Consider the following 19,732-nt stretch of genomic DNA (forward strand, 5'->3'; position numbering starts at 1 on the left):
CCGCTGGCTGATCGACGACGAAGGAGTCACCGCAGATGTCTGCACCCAACGCCCCACAGTCGGGATTCACCCCCACCGGCACCATCCAGACCGCGCACGATCGCCGCCGTGTCGTCGTCGCCACAGTCGTCGGCACCACCATCGAGTGGTACGACTTCTTCATCTACGCCACCGCGGCAGGCCTCGTCTTCAGCAAGGTCTTCTTCGAACCGCTCGGGCCCCAGGCCGCGATCCTGCTGTCGTTCGCGACAGTGGGCCTGAGCTTCCTCTTCCGTCCGTTCGGCGCCTTTCTCGCCGGTCACTTCGGCGATCGCTTCGGGCGGCGCGTGGTGCTCGTCTGGACCCTGATCCTGATGGGCTCGGCAACGACGCTGATCGGCGTTCTGCCCACCTATGCGGCGATCGGCGTGGCCGCCCCCATCCTGCTCGTGCTGCTGCGGGTTCTGCAGGGCATCTCGGCAGGCGGCGAATGGGGCGGTGCCGTGTTGATGGCCGTCGAACACGCCAAGACCGAAAAACGTGGCCTGTTCGGGGCAGCCCCGCAGATCGGCGTGCCGATCGGCCTGCTGCTGGCCTCGGGGGTCACCGCGCTGATGGCGATCATCGCGCCAGGTGATGCGTTCGTGGAGTGGGGCTGGCGCGTGCCCTTCCTGCTGTCGATCATCCTGATCCTCTTCGGCTACTGGGTGCGTCGCCGGGTGGAGGAGAGCCCGGTGTTCCTTGAGATCGCCGAGCGCAAGGAGAAGGCAAAGATGCCGATCGTGCAACTCTTCAAGAAGCACACGCCGCTGGTGATCATCGCCGCCCTCGTGTTCGCCGGCAACAATGCGGTCGGCTACATGACCACCGGCGGCTACATCCAGAACTACGCCACCAACCCGGAGGGCGTGGTCGCCCTTGAACGCGGACCGGTGCTCCTCGCGGTCACGATCTCGGCGGTGTTCTGGCTGGCGTCGACGTGGTTCGCGGGCTGGCTCTCGGACAAGCTCGGGAGGCGCAACACCTACATCGTCGGCTGGATCTTGCAGCTGGTCGGAGTATTCACGCTGTTTCCACTGGTCAACACCGGCGATGTCTTCCTTCTCGGGGCGGCTCTTGCGATCCTCACCATCGGCCTCGGCTTCACCTATGGCCCGCAAGCCGCGCTCTACTCCGAACTGTTCCCCGCATCCATCCGCTTTTCGGGGGTATCGATCTCGTACGCCATCGGTGCGATCGTCGGCGGCGCCTTCGCCCCCACCATCGCCACGGCGCTCGTCCAGGCGACCGGAACGACCTGGTCGGTCACCTGGTATCTCGCGGGGATGACAATGGTCGGTCTCATCGCGACGCTGATGCTGCGCGACCGCACCGGCATCCCACTCGGACCCGATCACGAAGAAGAGCAGGCCAAGAGCCCGATCTACGGGCTGTCCAGGTCCTGACGCCCCGCGTTGACACACCAGAACCGAGGAGATTCCATGCAGTTCCACCACCACGGCTACTTGTCCGAAGATCCGCGAGTGAGCCCTGCGGCCGGCACCGGGATCGATCGCTCCGAGGGCCTCCCCGACGAGGTCGACGTGCTGATCGTGGGCAGCGGCCCGGCCGGTATGCTGCTCGCCGCGCAGATGTCACAGTTTCCGAATGTCACCACGCGCGTCGTCGAACGCCGCGGCGGCCGCCTGGTCCTCGGTCAGGCTGACGGAATCCAGCCACGCAGTGTCGAGACGTTCCAGGCCTTCGGATTCGCACCGCGCATCATCGCCGAGGCGTACAACATCGCCCATATGAACTTCTGGAGCCCCGACCCCGAGAACCCGCAGAACATCATCCGTACCTCGCGCACCGAGGACTACGCTCAACACATCGGCGAGTTTCCCCACCTGATCGTGAATCAGGCGCGGGTGCTCGACTACTTCGCCGAGGCCGCGTTGCACGGGCCCGCGAGGATCACCCCCGACTACGGCATCGAGTTCACCGGTCTGACGGTGGGAGCCGATGGCGACTATCCCGTCACCGTCAACCTCAGGGACGTCGAGGGTGAGAGGCAGGAGCGAGTGGTCCGTGCGAAGTACGTGGTGGGCTGCGACGGTGCGCGCAGCCTCGTTCGCGACGCGATCGGCCGCAAACACCTGGGTGGCGTCTCGCAACACGCTTGGGGCGTGATGGACGTTCTCGTGAACACCGACTTCCCCGACTGGCGCATCAAGTGCGCGATCAACTCGGAGGCCGGCAACATCCTGCACATCCCGCGCGAGGGCGGCTACCTGTGCCGAATGTACATCGACCTCGGCGAGGTGGCTGAGGACGACAAGCACCGTGTGCGCCAGACCCCATTGGAGGCCATCATCCAGAAGGCGAACGACATTCTGCATCCGTACTCGCTGGATGTGAAGAATGTCGCCTGGCACAGCGTGTACGAGGTCGGGCATCGGGTCACCGACAAGTTTGACGATGTGCCCGTCGGCATGAACCACACGCCGCGGGTGTTCCTGACCGGTGACGCCTGCCACACCCACAGCGCGAAGGCCGGCCAGGGCATGAATGTGTCAATGCAGGACGGGTTCAACCTGGGCTGGAAGCTCGGCCACGTACTCACCGGCCGAAGCCCCGAATCGCTGCTGTCGACCTACTCGGATGAGCGCCAGCCGGTGGCGCAGCAGTTGATCGACTTCGACCGTGAATGGTCGAGCCTGATGGCCCGCAGGCCGGAGGAGATCGCCGACCCCCGGGAGTTGGCGGACTACTATCTGAAGACCTCGGAGTTCCCGTCGGGCTTCATGACGCAGTACCCCCCGTCGATGATCGTGGGCGCTATGGAACACCAGTCACTGGCCGAAGGCTTCCCCATCGGCAAGCGTTTCAAGTCCGCCCAAGTGGTGCGCGTATCCGACGGCAACAATGCGCACCTCGGCCACCACGCCAAAGCCGACGGCCGCTGGCGCATCTACGCGTTCGCCGATAGACCGTCAGCCGGTGAGAGTTCAGCGCTGGCCGACTGGGCCGAGTGGCTGTCATCCTCGCCCGCGTCTCCACTGGTGCGCTGCACCCCGGCCGGAGGCGATATCGACAGTGTCTTCGACGTGAAGGTGATCTACCAGCAGGGGTTTGAAGACGTTGAGATCGCGCGTGTGCCCCCGACGTTCCTGCCGAAGACCGGGCCGTTCGAACTGACCGACTGGGAGAAGATGTACGCGGTCAAGCGCGACGAGGACATCTTCGACGTGCGCGAGATCTCGCGCGATGGCGCCGTTGTCATCGTGCGCCCCGACCAGTACGTCGCGCACGTACTGCCCCTGGCGGCGACCGATGAGCTGGCGGCGTTCTTCGCGCAGAATCTCCTGCCGGCGTCGTGAGCCGACTCCTCGCCCGATCAGTCGTGGCGGGCGAGGAGATCGCGGATGCCCCGGCGCGCAGGTTCCACGTCATAGCTGTTCACCAGGGCGCCGGCCATCCGCACCGGGTCGCCGAAGAAGAAGTACTCGTACAACGCCTGCCGGGAGGCGAACCCGGAGATCGATGCGTCGTGGGCGAGCTTGAACAGCTTCACCCGCTCGGGGCCGGTCAGCGACTTGGCCTGCAGGTACAGCTCAATGTCGCCCACTTCGGAACTGGCCAGGTCGGCCTCGCCGGGCAACGCCATCAGCCCTGAGGCACACAAGGTGCGTATGATCTGCGGAAAGCGCTGCGCGACCTTCGGGTACCAGTTGCGCGCCGCATTCAGCGGCTCCCATTTCGGTTGCATCATGCCGAATTGATTGAGTTCGGCATCGACCTCCGCGGTCCGCATCAGCGCCTTGCCGATCTCGACGTCGATGATGAGTTCGGTCAGGGACTCCTGGACGTGTTGAAAGCCGTCAATCCCAATGGATGCGGCGATCTCGCTGGCCAGCCCCAAAAAGAACGTACTCTTGCTGATCGTGCGGGCGATCACCTGCCCGGTCATCAGCGCGGCCGCCCCCGTCTCGGAATAGAAGCCGTTGCAGAGCTCCGGGTGCCCGAGCAGGAAGATGCGCTCGTTGGGCACGAACACGTTGTCGAAGACGACCACTGCATCCATTTCCTCGAACCGGCTGGCCAGGGGCTCGTCGAAGGTGGAGCCCCCGTTGTGCAGCGACGTGCGGCAGAGGTACCGGAGACCCGGTGCGTCGTTCTGGATTGCGAACGCGTACGAGTACGGTGCATCCTCGGGGGTGCCGCGCAGCACCGTGGACGGGAACACGAGCAGTTCATCGGCGATCGGTCCGATCGTGGCCAGCATGCGGGCACCGGAGATGACGATGCCGTCTTCGCGCTCCTCGACGATGCGCGCCGCGAGCCTGCCGCCCAGCTGTTCGCTGCCCGAGACCGAGCGGTTGGCCTGCGGCGGGATCAGCGTATGTGTGGCCAGCAGGTCGTTGTCGCGGGCGTATTCGTAGTAGTTGCGGATGTTCTGCGCGAATTGGGGATCCGCCTGGGCGAACCAGTGTTCGGCAGCGGCGAGCGCGGTCAGCGCCGAGTTCAGATAGTCTCCGGTGCGTCCGAGGAACCCGTGGGAGTACTCCGCCCAGACCTCGGTGGCCTGTCTGCGCCTCTCCAGATCTTCGACGGTTCGCGGGATCAGGAACGACGTGCTCACGCGCTCCCCGGTCTGTGGCAACGCGTACGTGAGCGCCTCGGAGTGCTGCGGGTCGTGCTGCATGTCGAACAGTGTCGCGAAGGTGCGTGTGACGTTCGTGAAGGCCGGGTGTTCGGCGATGTTCTCTCGAATGACCTCGCCGTCGATGAGCACGTGCGGTCGCATGGAATTGAGCTTGTCGATGTATTGCGCTCCGGTGCGGATTCCCATGATTTCTATTGCTCCTTGACGGTCGGGTCGGGTGCGTGGGGCGGGTGTTCAACCCAGCGGTCAGAAGAGTGCCTCGTGCCCCAACAGGTGTTCGGGGATGACGGTGAATGCAGAGTTGACGAATCCGAGCGCGTCGCCGGGCCGGTAGTCGAATTCCCTCACTTCGCCCAGGTACAGCGTGTGGTCACCGCCGTCGTACGCGGCCCAGGGCAGGCAACTGAGGTGGGCCAGCACCCCGGAGAGCCTCGGTGCGATCTCGCCGTCGACCCAGAGCGGGTCACCCGTCAGGCTGCCCGCGAAATTGCGGGCAACCTCCTCCTGCTCTGCGCCGAGGATGTTCACTGTGAACGGGCGGTCGTGGAGAAGATCGTGTGACTGGGTGGACTTGGCGATGCTGACGAGCACCAACGGCGGCTCCAACGAGACCGAGGTGAAGGAGTTCACGGTGATGCCGTGCCGGCCGTCCGGTGTGCTGAAGGTGACCACTGCCACCCCGGTGGCGAAGCGACCGAGGGTGCCCCTGAAATGATGTTCGCGCGGGCGCAACACCGACGGCTTCCATGTGTGCCTGAGACCGTCAGGGACTGGGATCACCGGTGGTTCCCCATCCGCTGATTCATCATGCATTGTGTTCAACGGTCATCGTGACTCGGATCCACTCATTCCGGGTTCGAACAGGGCATTTCATCGCTGGCCTCCTTTTTGACGATAGCCGGTTGCCGGTTGACTGTGCATCCCCGGCGAGTCGTCGTCGGCTGCCCCGACGGGCCGGGATGGCGCTCGCCACCCGCATAACAGTCTCGTTCAGTGGGCCCGTCCAGCCCGGCGTGAGAGAATTATCTGTTGGCCCCTTCGCCGACCCGACTCGACCAGGAACGTGCCGCACGACTTATGCCCTCCCCCATCAGCACCCCGATGATCGCCCGCCTCGTCGGCCCGCAGGCATTCACCCGCGGCGAGCGCTACGCCAGGGACGGTCATGTGTCGCAGCTCACCTGGCTGAAGAATGGCGCGCAGGTCTACGGTACTGTGGCCGGTTCGCGCAACGAACCGTACACGGCCACTGTGACGCTCACCACGGATGGCCGCGGTGAGGTGTCCCGGGCATCCGGAGTCTGCACCTGTCCGTTGAAACGCAACTGCAAGCATGTTGCCGCTTTGCTGATCGTGAGCCAGCGCTCACGGCCCGACTCGGACGACCAGACGGCAGAACCGGTCGATTCGCGGCACGAGGAGGCCACCGAGTCGACCTGGCGCAAAATCCTTGGCCCGCTGGCGACTCCGGCCAGGGCAGGCGAGGCCACTCCTCGCACACCCCTGGCGCTGCAACTCGACGTTCCACGAAAGCACTCCGGCCATTTTCGATTCGTCTCAGGCGGCCCCGCGCCCCTCCCCCGCCTGGCCGCCCGCGGCATGCTCGCCGGCAGGAACGGTGTCTGGACACCGGGAAATCTCACCTGGGCGATGCTTTCCCACCCGCCCACGTCATTCGATCCGGCCCAGGTGCGCGCGTTGCTCGCCCTTCATGCGCTGTTGCCGGCCACCCAGCGGTTCCAGACGCAGGCTGACGAGTGGATCTATCTGGACGGCATCGATTCCCCCGCGTTGTGGACCCTGCTCACGGCTGTCGTCTCCAGCGGGGTGCCATTGGTCTCTACTGCCCCGGGGCTTGATCCGGTCACTCTCCAAGCCGCTCCGGCCAGCGTCGAACTCGACATCCGCCGACACGCGGGCGCCCTCACCCTCGCCCCGCTGGTGAACCTTGCCGGCGGTCACGTCGCGAGGCGCACCTTCGGCTTCACGGGGGCACCCGCTCACGGGGTGTTCACCTGGGACGAGAGCCGCGCGGCAGACGGCACGGCAGGCAACACCGTGCGGGTCATTGCGCCCCTGGCAGAGGCTGTCAGCCCGCACCTGCGTGCCCTGACCGCCGAGCCGGTCACAATCCCCCCGGCCGACGAGGCTGATTTCATCGGTAGCTTCTACCCCCATCTGCGCCGACAGTTCACGCTGACCAGCATTGACGGCTCGTTTGACCTGCCGCCGGCCGCGCGCCCACGTTTGGCACTGACCATCGCACACCACACGAATGCCCGGATAGAGCTCCAATTCGAGTGGGAGTACACCAATCCTCGAGCCGGGGCCGACGACACTGTGGCCTACCGTCATTCGCTCTGGCCCTCCCCCGGCGACACGAGTTTTCGAGACACAGAGGCAGAAGCAGAGATCATTCAGTCGGTGGATGCCGCCCTCAACCCGTTCCCAGAACTCAGCCCACCCCGGTATCCCCGATCGCGGCTGGCCGATACGTCGGTACTGGCCGGCGGTCGCATGCTCGCGTTCCTCGACACGGCTGTGCCCGAACTCGAGGTGATCGACCGCGTGCGGGTCACGATCGACGGCAACGCGCCGCTCTACCGCAAAGCCCATGAACCACCCCTGATCAGCGTCGGCACCACCGAGATCGCCGGCGAGCGTGACTGGTTCAACCTGGCCGTGACGGTGTCGATCGAGGGCGTCGAGATTCCATTCGATGACCTGTTCCGTGCGTTGGCGACCGGCCAGGAGGTGATGATCCTGCCCACAGGCATTTGGTTCGACCTGGACCGGCCGGAGCTTGGCCAGTTGCGCACATTAATCGAAGAGGCGCGCGGGCTCCAAGACGTGCGTTCGGATTCACTTCGGTTGAGCCGGTTCCAAGCCGACCTCTGGGACGAACTGCAGCATCTCGGCGTCGTCACCGAACAGGCCGACGCCTGGCGGCACGCGATGGCGGGTCTGACGGGCTCCGAGTCCGTCGCCTGGGTACCACTGCCGAACAGCGTGGATGCGACGTTGCGCGACTATCAGCAGTCGGGTTTCAACTGGCTCGCATTTCTCTACGAACATGGCCTCGGCGGCATTCTGGCCGACGACATGGGCCTCGGCAAGACTCTGCAGGCCATCGCCCTGATCGCGCACGTGCAAGGGCAGAAAGACGCGGCCGCGACCGACCGGGCGCCCTTCCTCGTGGTCGCGCCGACCAGCGTGGTCTCCAACTGGGCGGCCGAGTGCGCCAGGTTCGCTCCCGACCTGTCGGTGGCCACGATCTCCGAGACATCGAAGAAGAGACCGAACACACTGGCCGAGGTGGCCCGGGGCATGGATGTCATCATCACCTCCTACACGCTCTTCCGGCTTGACTTCGCGGAATACGATGCGATCGGCTGGGCCGGTCTGCTGCTCGACGAGGCGCAATTCGTGAAGAACCACAAATCCCGCGCCCACCAGTTCGCCCGGCGACTGAACACACCCTTCAAGTTGGCCATCACCGGAACCCCGTTGGAGAACAACCTGATGGAGTTCTGGTCGCTGTTGTCGATCACCGCACCCGGGCTGTTTCCCACCCCTGGCCGGTTCACCGAGTACTACCGCAACCCGATCGAGAAGAACTTCAACGCCGAGAGGCTGCAGCAGTTGCGGCGGCGCATTCGGCCGTTCATGCTGCGGCGCACCAAGGACCAGGTGGCGACAGACCTCCCGGAGAAGCAGGAGCAGGTGCTCGAACTGGAGCTGAACCCCAAGCACCGTAAGGTTTACCAGATGCACCTGCAGCGTGAGCGCCAGAAGGTGCTCGGGCTGCTCGGCGATCTGAATACGAACCGCTTCGAGATCTTCAGGTCGCTGACCATGCTGCGCCAGTTGAGCCTGGACGCGAGCCTGTACGATCACCAGTACGCCCATATTCCCTCGACGAAGCTCGACGCGCTGCTCGAAATGCTTGACGACATCACGGCCGAGGGCCACCGAACGCTGATCTTCAGTCAGTTCACGCAGTATCTGGGCAAGGCTAGGGACCGGTTGGATGCCGCCGGCATCACCTACTCCTACCTCGACGGCAAGACGCGCAATCGGGCCAGGGCGATCGCCGACTTCAAGCAGGGTGACACGCAGGTGTTCCTGATCAGTCTGAAGGCGGGCGGGTTCGGCCTGAACCTCACCGAGGCAGACTATTGCATCCTGCTCGACCCGTGGTGGAACCCGGCAACCGAGGCCCAGGCCGTGGACCGCGCCCACCGGATCGGCCAGACCAAGAACGTCATGGTGTACCGATTGGTGGCCAAAGACACCATTGAAGAGAAGGTCATGGCCCTGAAGTCGACCAAGGCGAAACTGTTCGAGTCGGTGATGACTGACGCGGCCCACTCGGGCAGCGGCTTCACTGCCGCCGACATTCAGGAGTTGCTGGCGTAGGCAGCACCCCTTTGTTCTGCGGTGCGGCACTACTGGTATGATCCGCATCACGGATCGTAAACGACGTTGTCCCTTCCCCGAGGTGGTTCCCCATGTCCCGTGCCACAGCCGACCAGAGCCCAGGTTCTGCCCGTGTCGAAACGCTGGTGGCGCGTGATTTCAGCGACTTTCAAGTCGCGGTGTCCGAGTCTTTCCTCCCCCTCAAGGTGTCGAGCGATCAACCGGAGCATTTTCGCGGCAGCATCCGCAGCGGCATCGTCGATGAGGTGCACATCTCCGATGTGCGAGCCAGCACGCACGTCGTCGAGCGCACCCCCGGCCTCATCGCTGCCGATGACCGCGCGTATTACAAACTCAACCTGCAACTGTCCGGCAAGGGGTTGCTGATCCAGGACGGCCGGGAAGCGCTGCTTCAGCCGGGTGATCTTGCCGTCTACGACACCAGCCGTCCATACTCCCTGGTGTTCGAGGACACGTTTCGCACCATGGTGGTCATGTTCCCAAGGGAGCGGATCGATCTGCCTGTCCCGCTGGTCGGCCAGCTCACAGCAGTGCACATGTCTGCGGCGGATCCTCTCGCCGGAATGGTCACCCCTTTTCTCGAGCAAATGGTGAACAATCTCGACCAGTTGTCGCGCAACGTCGGTCCCAGGCTGGCCCACGGTGCGCTCGACCTCGTGACGACCCTGTTCGCCGGTCAGCTCGACCTCAAACGCACGATCGACCCGAATCACGCGTTGATGGAGGGAATCCGTGCGTATATCGACGAGAACCTTCCCACAATCCAGCTCAATCCCACTCAGATCGCCACCGCACACCACATTTCGACCCGGCACCTTCACGCGCTCTTCAGCGCTGAGGAAACGAGCGTATCCGCGTGGATCCGCACCAGACGCCTCGAGCACTGTCGCCGCGACCTGCTCGATCCGGTCCTTTCCGGCCACTCGATCGCCCAGATCGCCAGCAGGTGGGGACTGGTGGATGCCGCACACTTCAGCCGCGTCTTCAAAGCCGCATTCCATGAATCCCCGAGCACCCTGAGGGAGCGCAGCAGGGCGGCCTGAACAGACGGCCCCCTGCCACAGCCCGGGCAGCCGCCACCCATTCCGCTGTTGGCGGCTTGGCCCCAGGCGACCTCGGCGCTACCGCATTTCGTCCGCGGAATCCGGTGCATCCAGTAGCGCATCAGGATCATCCCCTCCGCGTCCGATGTTCTGGTAGACGCCAGGATTGCGGCTCTTCAGCACGTAGGCCCACACGACCCCCAACAGGCCCGGCACGATGATGATGGCCGGCAGGATGAATGTCGTGCCTTCGATCGTGGGTTGGTCCAGTAACACATGGAAGTTGATCAGGATGAGCACGAGGGTGAGGCCGAGCCCGGCAAAGGCGATCACCGGTGCGATCACGGTGGTCCAGGCGCCATAGCCGCGCCTGTTGCTGCGGAAATAGCCGATCACCGCGAGAGACACGATCGTCATCATCAACACCAGCCCCATGGCCCCCGCGTTGGTCAGCCAGCTGAACAGGGTCAGCACGGGGAACAGTTCGCCGAGTTCAGACCCGGCCCCGGAAATGGCGAACACGATGATGACCACGGCAGCCAAGACCGACTGAGCCATCGAACCCGCGATCGGGGCATTTCGCCTGACGGTCGCAAGGGGCCGGAAGATCACACCTTCCCTCCCCAGGGAGAAGAAGTAGCGGGCCACGGCGTTGTGAAAACTCACGAGTGCCGCGAACAGGCTGGTCACGAACAACACCTGGGCGAGGTCGGCGAAGACTGCCCCGAGTTGCGTCTCGAGGAAGATGAACATCAGGTCAGGACCCTGCTCACGGGCCACGTCGATGATCTGGCTGGGCCCGGTGCCGATGGTCATCGCCCACGCCGAGAACGCGTAGAAGATCCCCATGATGGCCACGGCAGTGAACGTCGCGCGGGCGACGGTTCTCTTCGGATCCTTGGACTCCTCGCTGTAGATCGCCGCAGACTCGAAGCCCATGAAGGCCGCGATCCCGAACACGAACACGGCGCCGATACCCGGCACGAAGAAATTGGCCGGGTCGAGGGCCACCGCATCGACTCCCTCAGGGGCCACCATGAACGCAATGAAGTCGTAGATGATGACCACGATGAATTCCAGAGCCACGAAGACCGCCAGTATTCTCGCCGACAGGTTGATTCGGGTCACCCCGAATAGACCGACCACCACGATGCACACGAGCACATAGATCCACCACGGTATGGCCACCCCGAACAACGAAAACACCAGCGAAGACAACGCGAAGCCGAACAGCCCGTAGATACCGATCTGCATCGCGTTGTAACTCATCAACGCAAGAATGCTGCTGCCCACCCCGACTGGGCGACCGATGCCTTGGGCGATATACGCGTAGAAGGCTCCGGCGTTACGGATGTAGCGGCTCATCGCGGCGTAGCCAACCGCGAAGACGGCAAGCAGTCCGCCCAGCACGATGAAAGACAGGGGAACCGCGACCACCCCGCTGACCGCGAAGTTAGTTGTCACGCCCCCTGCGACCACGGTCAGGGGTGCTGACGCTGCGATGATCATGAAGGTCACGCCGGGAACGCCCAGCTTCCTGACCCCGGCCCGATCTGCTGTCCCGAGCCCGGTGCCGGGCCCGGCCTGGGTTTCAGAACCCTCGTTGACTGTTGCGCTCATCTGACTCTCCTATGAGTAGGGGCGACGGGCTCATCAATGACCACCCGACACCCCTGATCATCGCCGGATTCGGGGCCAGAAGATTGGCCTGCACTGCACAGCGGTTGTCTCATACTGCACATCACCGATCCAACAACGCACGGCTGAGCCCCCGGGCGTGCACCGCGCCACGGTCCGATCGCGCTCTACACTCGCATACAAGATGCCAGCACTGGGCAACAAGACACGCACGGAATCACCGGTCATGATGGATTCACTTGCGTAGGACAAGCAGGCACACAGCTACACGTCATGAAACCGAGGTGTTGGAATGGTTCGCAACGAAGCGGGCTGGAAAGTCATTGTCGTCGGTGCGGGTTTCGCCGGCCTGGTCGCAGCCCGTGAGCTCGCGTGGAGAGGCCATGACGTCACCGTCGTGGAGGCGCGTGATCGCATCGGCGGCCGCGCATGGACGGATGAGCGAATGGGCATGCCCCTGGAAATGGGCGGCGGCTGGGTTCACTGGGGCCAGCCCTACGTCTGGGCCGAGATGCAGCGCTACAGCCAGGACATCATCGAGTCCCCCAAGCCTGAGACCGTCTACTGGATCACAGGCGGCGAGTTGAAGTCGGGAACCTTGGCCGACCTCGACCAGTTGTTGGCTGATCCGATGGCCGCCATCTTTCAGGATTCGGCCACGCTCTTCCCCCGGCCGCACGATCCGTTCCGAGTTCTCGAGTCCGAGGAGTCCAGCGATGAGCTCAAGGCGGCCTTCCTCGCAGCAGACCAGGGCTCGGTGCTCGATGCGGTGCGCGGTGGCGAGTTCAGCCAGGAACAGATTGATCTCGTCGACGCCTATTGGTCGGCCGGTTACAACGGTTTCACCGCATCGGCCTCACCGATGATGGCGAAATGGTGGGTCGCCCTGAGCGACAACCGGTTGAGCTACTTGGACGACCTGACACTGTTGTACAAGCTGAAGAACGGCATGCGCGGAGTCTATGAGGGCATCGCCTCCCAGATTCCCGGCCCCATCAGATTCAATACCCAGGTCAGTCGCATCGACCACAGCAGCGATGGCGTCACTGCGACGCTTTCTGATGGGACCGAACTCACTGCAGATGCGATCGTCGTCACGGTGCCGATCACGGCGCTTCGCCAGGTCGAGTTCGCACCCGCATTGCCGGAACCGACCCGGGAGGTGATCGAGCAGGGGCTGAACTCCACCGGTCTCAAGATCTGGGTGAAGGTGCGCGGCCGGCACTCGATCATGGCCTACGCGCCGACAGGGAATCCGATCGCGATGATGAAGAGCGAGTATTTTCTTGACGATGACAGCACGATTCTCGTCGGCTTCGCGCCCGATGCGAGTGCCGTCGACCCGGAAGATATTGCGGCCGTCCAGGAGGTGCTTCGCCAGTGGGTGCCAGAGATCGAGGTTCTGGATACCACTTCGCACGACTGGGTGGCTGATCAGTGGTCCCAGCAGACTTGGGCAACCTGGCGCACTGGACAGCTGACCGGGGGTTGGCGCGGTTTTCTGGAGCCGTCATCCAGACTTGTCTTCGCCGGCGCCGACTACTCGACCGGATGGAACAGTTTCGTCGATGGCGCCATCCAGAGTGGAATCGTCGCGGCTCACACGATCGACACGTGGTCTGACCAGGGCTGAACGGGGCAGTGACGGTACGGTGAAGGATGTAACTTTTCGTATACCGTGCCAGGAGCGCCCGATCGGCAGCTAGCCGGGTGCTTTCGGGCGGCCTGCAGAGGAGCACGACGTGACTCAGAGTTCAAGAATGGATGCCCTGGCCGAGGTCTCCCCCGGGAAGATCATCGCGGTGCACCTCAACTACCCGTCGCGGGCCGAACAACGTGGGCGCACCCCGGAACTCCCGAGCTATTTTCTCAAACCCACCACCTCGCTCAGCGGTTCCGGCCGCGCCGTGGAACGACCGGCTGGTTGTGAACTGCTCGCATTCGAGGGCGAGATCGCCCTGATAATCGGCGAGAGGACCCGGAGGGTCAGCCCGGAGAACGCGTGGGAGGTCGTGGCCGGGGTCACCGCCTCGAACGACTTCGGCGTGTACGACCTGCGCTACGCCGACAAGGGCTCCAACCTGCGCTCCAAGGGCGCCGACGGTTTCACACCGATCGGCCCGCACGTGCTGTCGGCCGACGACATCGATCCGAAGGCGTTGCGGGTGCGCACCTGGTTGAACGGCCAGTTGGTGCAGTGCGACACCACCGACACCCTGCTGTTTCCGTTCACCCAGCTGATCGCCGACCTCTCCCAGCTGATCACGCTGGAGCCCGGCGACATCATTCTGACCGGCACCCCGGCCGGGGCCTCGGTCGCCCGGCCCGGCGACACGGTCGAGGTGGAGGTGGATGCCCCGGGGCACCCCGAGCAGCTGACCACCGGCCGGCTGCGCAACACCATCACCCAGGGCAACATCGAGCTCGGCTACTACGGCGCACGGCCGAAGATGAGCGAGTCGGAGCGGGCCGACGCCTGGGGGCACCGGGTTGATGCCACGGCTCCGATCCCCGTTGTGCCCACGAGCACGCCCCCTGACACACAGGCGGACAGGCCATTCGCGCTCACCGACGAGCTGGTCGCGAAGATCAACAGTGTGGGCACGGCCACCCTCAGCTCCCAATTGCGGCGGCGCGGCCTGAACAACGTGTCCATCGACGGGCTCAGCCCCACCCAACCGGGCAAACGGCTGGTCGGGCGAGCCCATACCCTGCGCTTCGTGCCCAACAGGGAAGACCTGTTCACCAGCCACGGTGGCGGCTACAACGCGCAGAAGCGTGCCTTCGATGCCCTTGGCCCGGGGGATGTGCTGGTCGTGGAGGCCCGCGGCGAAACCGGCACCGGCACCGTCGGGGACATCCTCGCCCTGCGCGCGCAGGTACGGGGAGCCGCCGGCATAGTGACCGATGGCGGCGTGCGCGACGTCGACGCCGTGACGGCCATAGGACTGCCGACGTATCACGCCGGCGCGCATCCGGCAGTGCTCGGCCGCAGGCACGTGCCGTGGGACACTGACCTGACGATCGCCTGCGGCGGTGCCACTGTGCAACCGGGTGACGTGATCGTCGGTGACGGGGACGGCGTGTTGGTGATTCCCCCCGGGCTGATTGACGAGCTGGTCTCCGATGCGATCGAGCAGGAGCGCCAGGAGCAGTTCATCGCCGAACAGGTCGCCGCGGGCGTTGGCATCGACGGTTTGTACCCGATGAACAACCAGTGGCGGGCGAAATATCAGGAATGGTGCGACCGCTGACCCACGCCACTGAGCCGAGCCACTGACCCGGGCCACTGACCAAGGCCCGTGACCCGTGCGGATGAGGCCCGGGCCATCCCGTCTCGCGACGGGCAGCTTTTCTGAACTTCTCAGCCGTTGATGATCTGCGGCACCGACACCGATTTGAGTCCTTCGACCCCGAACTCGAGGCCATACCCGGAGCCCTTCACCCCGCCGAACGGGATCATCGGGTGCACGCCGCCGTGCGAGTTGATCCACACGGTTCCCGCCTGGATGCGAGCAGCCACCCTTCGCGCCTCATCACGGTCGCCCCACACGGACGCCCCGAGCCCGACGTCGAGACCGTTGGCACTGGCGACGGCATCGTCCACGTCGTGGTAGCGGATGATCGGCAGTACCGGACCGAACTGCTCCTCATCGACCAGGGCGACGCCGTCGGTCACATCCGCAACCAGGGTTACCGGATAGAACAATTCACCGAGTTCGGGCGCGGGCGCGCCCCCGGTAACAATCCGACCCCCGTTGGCCCTGGCGTCCTCCACCAGGCCGCTGACGATGTCGAACTGGGCCTTGTTCTGAAGTGGGCCGAGCACGTTGTTCTCGTCCAGGCCGTTGCCCATCGGCATCAGGGCGGCGACCTCTGCGAGCGCGTCGACGACATCGTCGTAGATCGAGTCGTGGACGTACAGGCGTTTGAGCGCCGCGCAGGTCTGGCCGGTGTTGATGAACGCACCCCAGAACAGATCCTGCGCGATCGCCTTCGGGTCGGTTCCCGGCAGGATGATGCCCGCATCGTTTCCGCCGAGCTCCAGCGTGAGGCGAGCGAGGTTGCCCGCCGAAGCCTCGATGATCTTGCGGCCGGTAGCCGTGGATCCGGTGAACATCACCTTGTCGATGCCGGGGTGTGACGACAGCCTCGCTCCCACCTCGCGGTCGCCGGAGATCCCGATGAGAACATCTGTCGGCAGTACGTCGTTCATGATCGCCAGCATCGCCAACACACTCAACGGTGTGTGCTCACTGGGCTTGATGACCACGGTGTTGCCCATGCGCAGTGATGGCGCGATCTGCCAGATCGAGATCATCATCGGCCAGTTCCAGGGCCCGATCGCTCCAACGACCCCCACAGCGCGGTAATGCAGTTCGGCATAGACCTCTCCGTCGTCCACGACGACTTGTGTCTCCAGCGGTGTTGAGGCAGTGGCACGCAACCACGCCGAGCACGCGCCGACCTCAAAACGGGCGTTCGGGCCGTTCAACGGCTTACCCTGCTCGCGTGAGAGCAGACGCGCGAGCACCTCGGCGTTCGCCTCGAGTGCGTCTGCTGCCTTCATCAGCAGTGCGCTGCGTTCCTCGTGTCCACGCGCCTCCCACCCCGGCTGCGCCGCCCGCGCCCGGGCGATCGCGTCGTCGAGGTCGGCGACCGATTGAACCGGAGCGCGGCCGATCGCCTCGCGGGTCGCTGCGTCGAGGATCTCTCGGCCCTCGCCTTCCGGGGCCTGCACACGGTTCAGCAGCGTCGTCTCGTCGAGGGTCTGGGTGGAATCGGACATCGGAGTCTCCTTCTTCGGTTCTGCCACGGCGCATCTCGGCGACAGCACGTTTCTGCCAGCACATCGAACTGGCCCTGTCCTCCAATTATCTGTCACGTCACAGATCCCGCCTTGTCGCAGGGCGCACCGTCGCTGTCTTCCAGCGATCGTTCTGGCGAGTACCTGTGAACAGCGTCAGCCACGGCGAACCCGGCAGTCTGCTCATATCGGTACTTGCCTTTTTCGGCTTTCTGGACTTTCCGGGCGTTGTGATCTTTCCGGTCGAACCAGTCGTGTGGCCGATCTCGGCCCAGGCAACAGCGAACAATCGCACCTAGCCAATCGGATGCCGACGGGCAGCCCCGGCCGCAACGTGCCGACGTCCCGAGCACGGCAGGTGTTCGCCGGTCACCAACCCGCGCGGGCCCGGCTCGTCCCCTGCCTGGCTGGCGGTTCGCGGCGCCGCCCGCTGGCGCCTCGGCACCATTGAACCCATCACCACGCCGACGAGCACCAGTAGGAGGCCCGCCAACTGGCCGGGGCCGAATGTCTCGGCTGCGATGGCCACCCCCAGCACGACGCCGGTCACGGGGTTGAGCAGGCCCACCACGCCCACCACGCTTGCAGGAAGCCTCCGGAGGCCTGCGAACCAGGCTGCGTAGGCCACCGCTGTCGCGAAGACGATCACAAACGCGAAGCCGGCCACTGCCGGTGCGTCGAGTGCTGGCGGGGCGCCCTCCACGATGAGTGCGAACGGGAGCACCACGAGTGATCCGGCGAGCAGTTGCCACGCCGTCATCGGCAGGGGCGACACGCCCTTCCCCCACTTCACCGTCAGCACGAAACCGAGGGTCGACGACGCCATCGCTCCGATTGAGGCCACGACTCCCCACGGATCGACGGGTCCGCTGCTCGGCCCGAGCATCACAACGACTCCGGCGATTCCGACGAGCGCTCCGAGCACCGCCGCCACCCGCGGGCGCTGGCGCAACAGCAACCAAGAAAGCACGATCATGAACGCCGCCGAGGTGGACATGAGGGTGGCCGCAAGGCTGGTGGGCAATCGCTGCGCCACGACATAGACCAGCACGTTGAGTCCGCCCACCGTCAGCGCGCCGAGCACGAACGAGCGCCACCACCACGATCCGCGAGGGAGACGGCGAACCAGGATCAACACCAGCAAACCCGCGGGCAGGCACCGGATCACCCCGCCCCAGAGTGGGGCATCCGCGGGCAGGAGCTGCCGGGTCACGAGGTAGGTGCTTCCCCAGGCGATCGGGGCGATCGCGGTGATGAGCACCCAGCGCCATTTAGTATCTTCCATAGAAGACACCTTACTCTTCCATGGAAGATATTTGCGACTTCTCTGGAAAGTGCTCAGTGTCTCCGCGGAGGATGCTCGCTGATTCCGTGGAAGATACGATCGAGCCATGGATACCGCAGCTGACCGTGTCGCCCAGCTCATGGCCGAATGGCGTCGGGAGCGACCAGACCTCGACCCTTCGCCCCAAGGAGTGATCGGGCGGCTGCACCGCCTCGCTCGGGCCCTGAGCAAGGAGCTGGACGCCGTCTACTCGAAGCACGGCCTGAGCGAGCCGGAGTTCGACCTGCTGGCGACGCTGAGGCGCGCCGGTCCCCCGTATGAGCGCGCAGCCGGTGACCTCGCCACGCACACGATGGTGACCACCGGCGGACTGACCAAACGCGTCGACCGGCTCGAGGAACGCGGCCTGGTCACACGCTCCGGCGCGCCGGGCGACGCCCGCAGGCGTCTTGTGCGGCTGACCACGGCGGGCCGGAAAGTCATCGACGGCGCCTTCACCGACCACATCGCAAACGAACACCGTCTGCTCGCCGACCTCGGCAAAGCGGATGCCGCAGCTCTCGAACCCATTCTCCAGCGCTGGCTCCGTGTTCTCGGCGCGGACTGACAGCGCTCGGCTTCCGCCCCGTCACGGGCTGTGGCCTCAGGTTGTGGCCACCGTGCCAGAGAACATGAGTCACCGCGATTCAGAGCACGCCCTCGTCCGCCGCTTCGGCAGTGGCGGCTCCGCCTGGGCGCGGGTGCCGCGGCTCGCGCCGCGGATCCTTCAAGGAGATGGTGAGCAACAGCGCGATGATGGGAAGTCCGATCAGGATGCTCAGGGCCGCCCGCAGGCTGGTGGCATCAGCGATTGCTCCGAGCAGCGGGCTGAACAGCCCGCCGACCGTCACCGCCAACCCGACAGTCACCCCGCTCGCCGTGCCGATTCGATTCGGCAGGTAATCCTGGCCGAGGATGACGAAGACCGCGAACGGCATGAATACCGCCACCCCCGCGAGCACCGTGAACCCCATCGCCACCGGCCAGTTCGGGGCCAGGACGATGCCTGCCACTGCCGGGATCGCGAGCACGAATCCGACCCTGATACTGCGCAGCCGCCCCGCACGGTCGGCCAGCCAGCCGCCGAGGAGGGTGCCCACTGCCCCGGAGAGCAGGAACACGGTCAGTGCGGCGCCACCGGTCACCACGTCGACACCGAGCTCGTGGATGAAATACAGGGCGAGGAACGAGGTGAGCCCGAAGAAGAGAATTGATCGCACCACGACGACCGCCGTCAACTGCAGGAATGCTGGCCAATTGTCGGTTCCACTCGGTAGCCGCACCGGCCGCTTCGCGCCGGCCCGGCCGTCGAGAACAGTTCCGAGGCGCAGCACCAGAATGCCTGCCATCACAATCGCAGGGATGATCAGCAGCACGGTGCCTCGCAGCCCGGTCGCCAGCAGCAACGGGGTCGCGATCAACGCGCCGAGGGCGAACCCGATATTACCGCCGAGCGCGAACACACTCATTGCCCGGTTGCTGTCGCCCGATGCCTGCCTGGCCGCTCGCGCTGCCTCCGGGTGGAACGCGGCCACCCCGAGCCCCGACACCGCGATCAGCAACCAGGTGGTGACGTAGTCGCCCATCAGCCCGACCAGGCCCACCCCGACCGCCGCGATGAGCATTCCGACCGGAATCATCCAGCGCCGTGGCCGGCGATCACCCAACCAGCCGAACGCGGGCTGCGCCACCGACGAGAGCACGGTGGCTGCAAGGGTGAGGCCGGCCACAGCGGCGTAGCTGTAGTTTCTCTCGGCAACCAGGAACGGCAACAGCGCGGGCACCACACCCTGATAGAGGTCGTCGACCACATGCGCCGAGCTCATCAGCGCGACCCCGCGCCGATTCACCCGGGC

13 protein-coding genes are annotated in these 19,732 nt (G+C 65.0%); 7 read left to right on the forward strand and 6 right to left on the reverse strand.

Annotation, left to right across the window (positions count from 1 at the left end):
* Positions 1-35 precede the first annotated feature (35 nt).
* Together DL891_RS01545 and DL891_RS01550 are read left to right on the forward strand one after the other, a co-directional pair.
* Positions 36-1,424 (forward strand): MFS transporter, encoded by a 1,389-nt coding sequence (locus DL891_RS01545; RefSeq protein ID WP_111718639.1) that lies wholly within the window; start codon positions 36-38, stop codon positions 1,422-1,424.
* A gap of 36 nt (positions 1,425-1,460) precedes the next feature.
* Positions 1,461-3,338, forward strand: coding sequence for an FAD-binding monooxygenase (locus DL891_RS01550; RefSeq protein ID WP_111718640.1), 1,878 nt, complete (start codon positions 1,461-1,463; stop codon positions 3,336-3,338).
* A 17-nt stretch (positions 3,339-3,355) separates the two neighbouring features.
* Here DL891_RS01550 and hpaB read toward each other — a convergent pair whose 3' ends face one another.
* A complete protein-coding gene (gene hpaB / locus DL891_RS01555) occupies positions 3,356-4,810 on the reverse strand; it encodes a 4-hydroxyphenylacetate 3-monooxygenase, oxygenase component (RefSeq protein ID WP_111718641.1) in 1,455 nt (484 codons plus the stop codon).
* Positions 4,811-4,870: 60 nt separating this feature from the next.
* On the reverse strand, positions 4,871-5,404 hold the full coding sequence (locus tag DL891_RS01560) for a flavin reductase family protein (RefSeq protein WP_232818951.1): 534 nt from the start codon (positions 5,402-5,404) through the stop codon (positions 4,871-4,873).
* Positions 5,405-5,653: 249 nt separating this feature from the next.
* On the opposite strand from DL891_RS01560, the gene DL891_RS01565 reads away from it, so the two are divergent.
* Both DL891_RS01565 and DL891_RS01570 read left to right on the forward strand, forming a co-directional pair.
* Positions 5,654-9,043, forward strand: a complete 3,390-nt coding sequence (locus tag DL891_RS01565; protein ID WP_157962349.1) for a DEAD/DEAH box helicase — start codon at positions 5,654-5,656, stop codon at positions 9,041-9,043.
* Between the two features lie 92 nt (positions 9,044-9,135).
* Positions 9,136-10,107, forward strand: a complete 972-nt coding sequence (locus DL891_RS01570; protein ID WP_111718644.1) for a helix-turn-helix domain-containing protein — start codon at positions 9,136-9,138, stop codon at positions 10,105-10,107.
* A gap of 78 nt (positions 10,108-10,185) precedes the next feature.
* Here the strand turns inward: DL891_RS01570 and DL891_RS01575 are convergent, their stop codons facing one another.
* Complete coding sequence (locus DL891_RS01575; protein WP_111718645.1) at positions 10,186-11,727, reverse strand: APC family permease; 1,542 nt, start codon at positions 11,725-11,727, stop codon at positions 10,186-10,188.
* A gap of 310 nt (positions 11,728-12,037) precedes the next feature.
* Between DL891_RS01575 and DL891_RS01580 the strand changes: the two genes are divergently transcribed.
* Positions 12,038-13,378 carry an NAD(P)/FAD-dependent oxidoreductase gene (locus tag DL891_RS01580; protein WP_111718646.1) on the forward strand — a complete coding sequence of 447 codons (1,341 nt, stop codon included), beginning with the start codon at positions 12,038-12,040 and terminating at the stop codon, positions 13,376-13,378.
* Between the two features lie 109 nt (positions 13,379-13,487).
* Complete coding sequence (locus tag DL891_RS01585) at positions 13,488-14,999, forward strand: fumarylacetoacetate hydrolase family protein (protein WP_255563063.1); 1,512 nt, start codon at positions 13,488-13,490, stop codon at positions 14,997-14,999.
* A gap of 110 nt (positions 15,000-15,109) precedes the next feature.
* Here the strand turns inward: DL891_RS01585 and DL891_RS01590 are convergent, their stop codons facing one another.
* Together DL891_RS01590 and DL891_RS01595 are read right to left on the reverse strand one after the other, a co-directional pair.
* Complete coding sequence (locus DL891_RS01590; RefSeq protein ID WP_111718648.1) at positions 15,110-16,534, reverse strand: aldehyde dehydrogenase family protein; 1,425 nt, start codon at positions 16,532-16,534, stop codon at positions 15,110-15,112.
* A gap of 313 nt (positions 16,535-16,847) precedes the next feature.
* Positions 16,848-17,837: an EamA family transporter gene (locus DL891_RS01595; RefSeq protein WP_232818952.1), complete on the reverse strand. Its 990-nt coding sequence runs from the start codon at positions 17,835-17,837 to the stop codon at positions 16,848-16,850.
* A 106-nt stretch (positions 17,838-17,943) separates the two neighbouring features.
* On the opposite strand from DL891_RS01595, the gene DL891_RS01600 reads away from it, so the two are divergent.
* The gene (locus DL891_RS01600) at positions 17,944-18,444 is read left to right on the forward strand and encodes a MarR family winged helix-turn-helix transcriptional regulator (protein WP_111718649.1); all 501 of its coding nucleotides are present in this window, start codon (positions 17,944-17,946) and stop codon (positions 18,442-18,444) included.
* Positions 18,445-18,523: 79 nt separating this feature from the next.
* Here DL891_RS01600 and DL891_RS01605 read toward each other — a convergent pair whose 3' ends face one another.
* Entirely contained in the window at positions 18,524-19,702 is a 1,179-nt protein-coding gene (locus tag DL891_RS01605) for an MFS transporter (protein WP_198668721.1), read from the reverse strand.
* Between the last annotated feature and the right edge of the window lie 30 nt (positions 19,703-19,732).

Source organism: Homoserinimonas sp. OAct 916, assembly GCF_003260275.1.
Taxonomy (GTDB): Bacteria; Actinomycetota; Actinomycetes; order Actinomycetales; family Microbacteriaceae; genus OACT-916.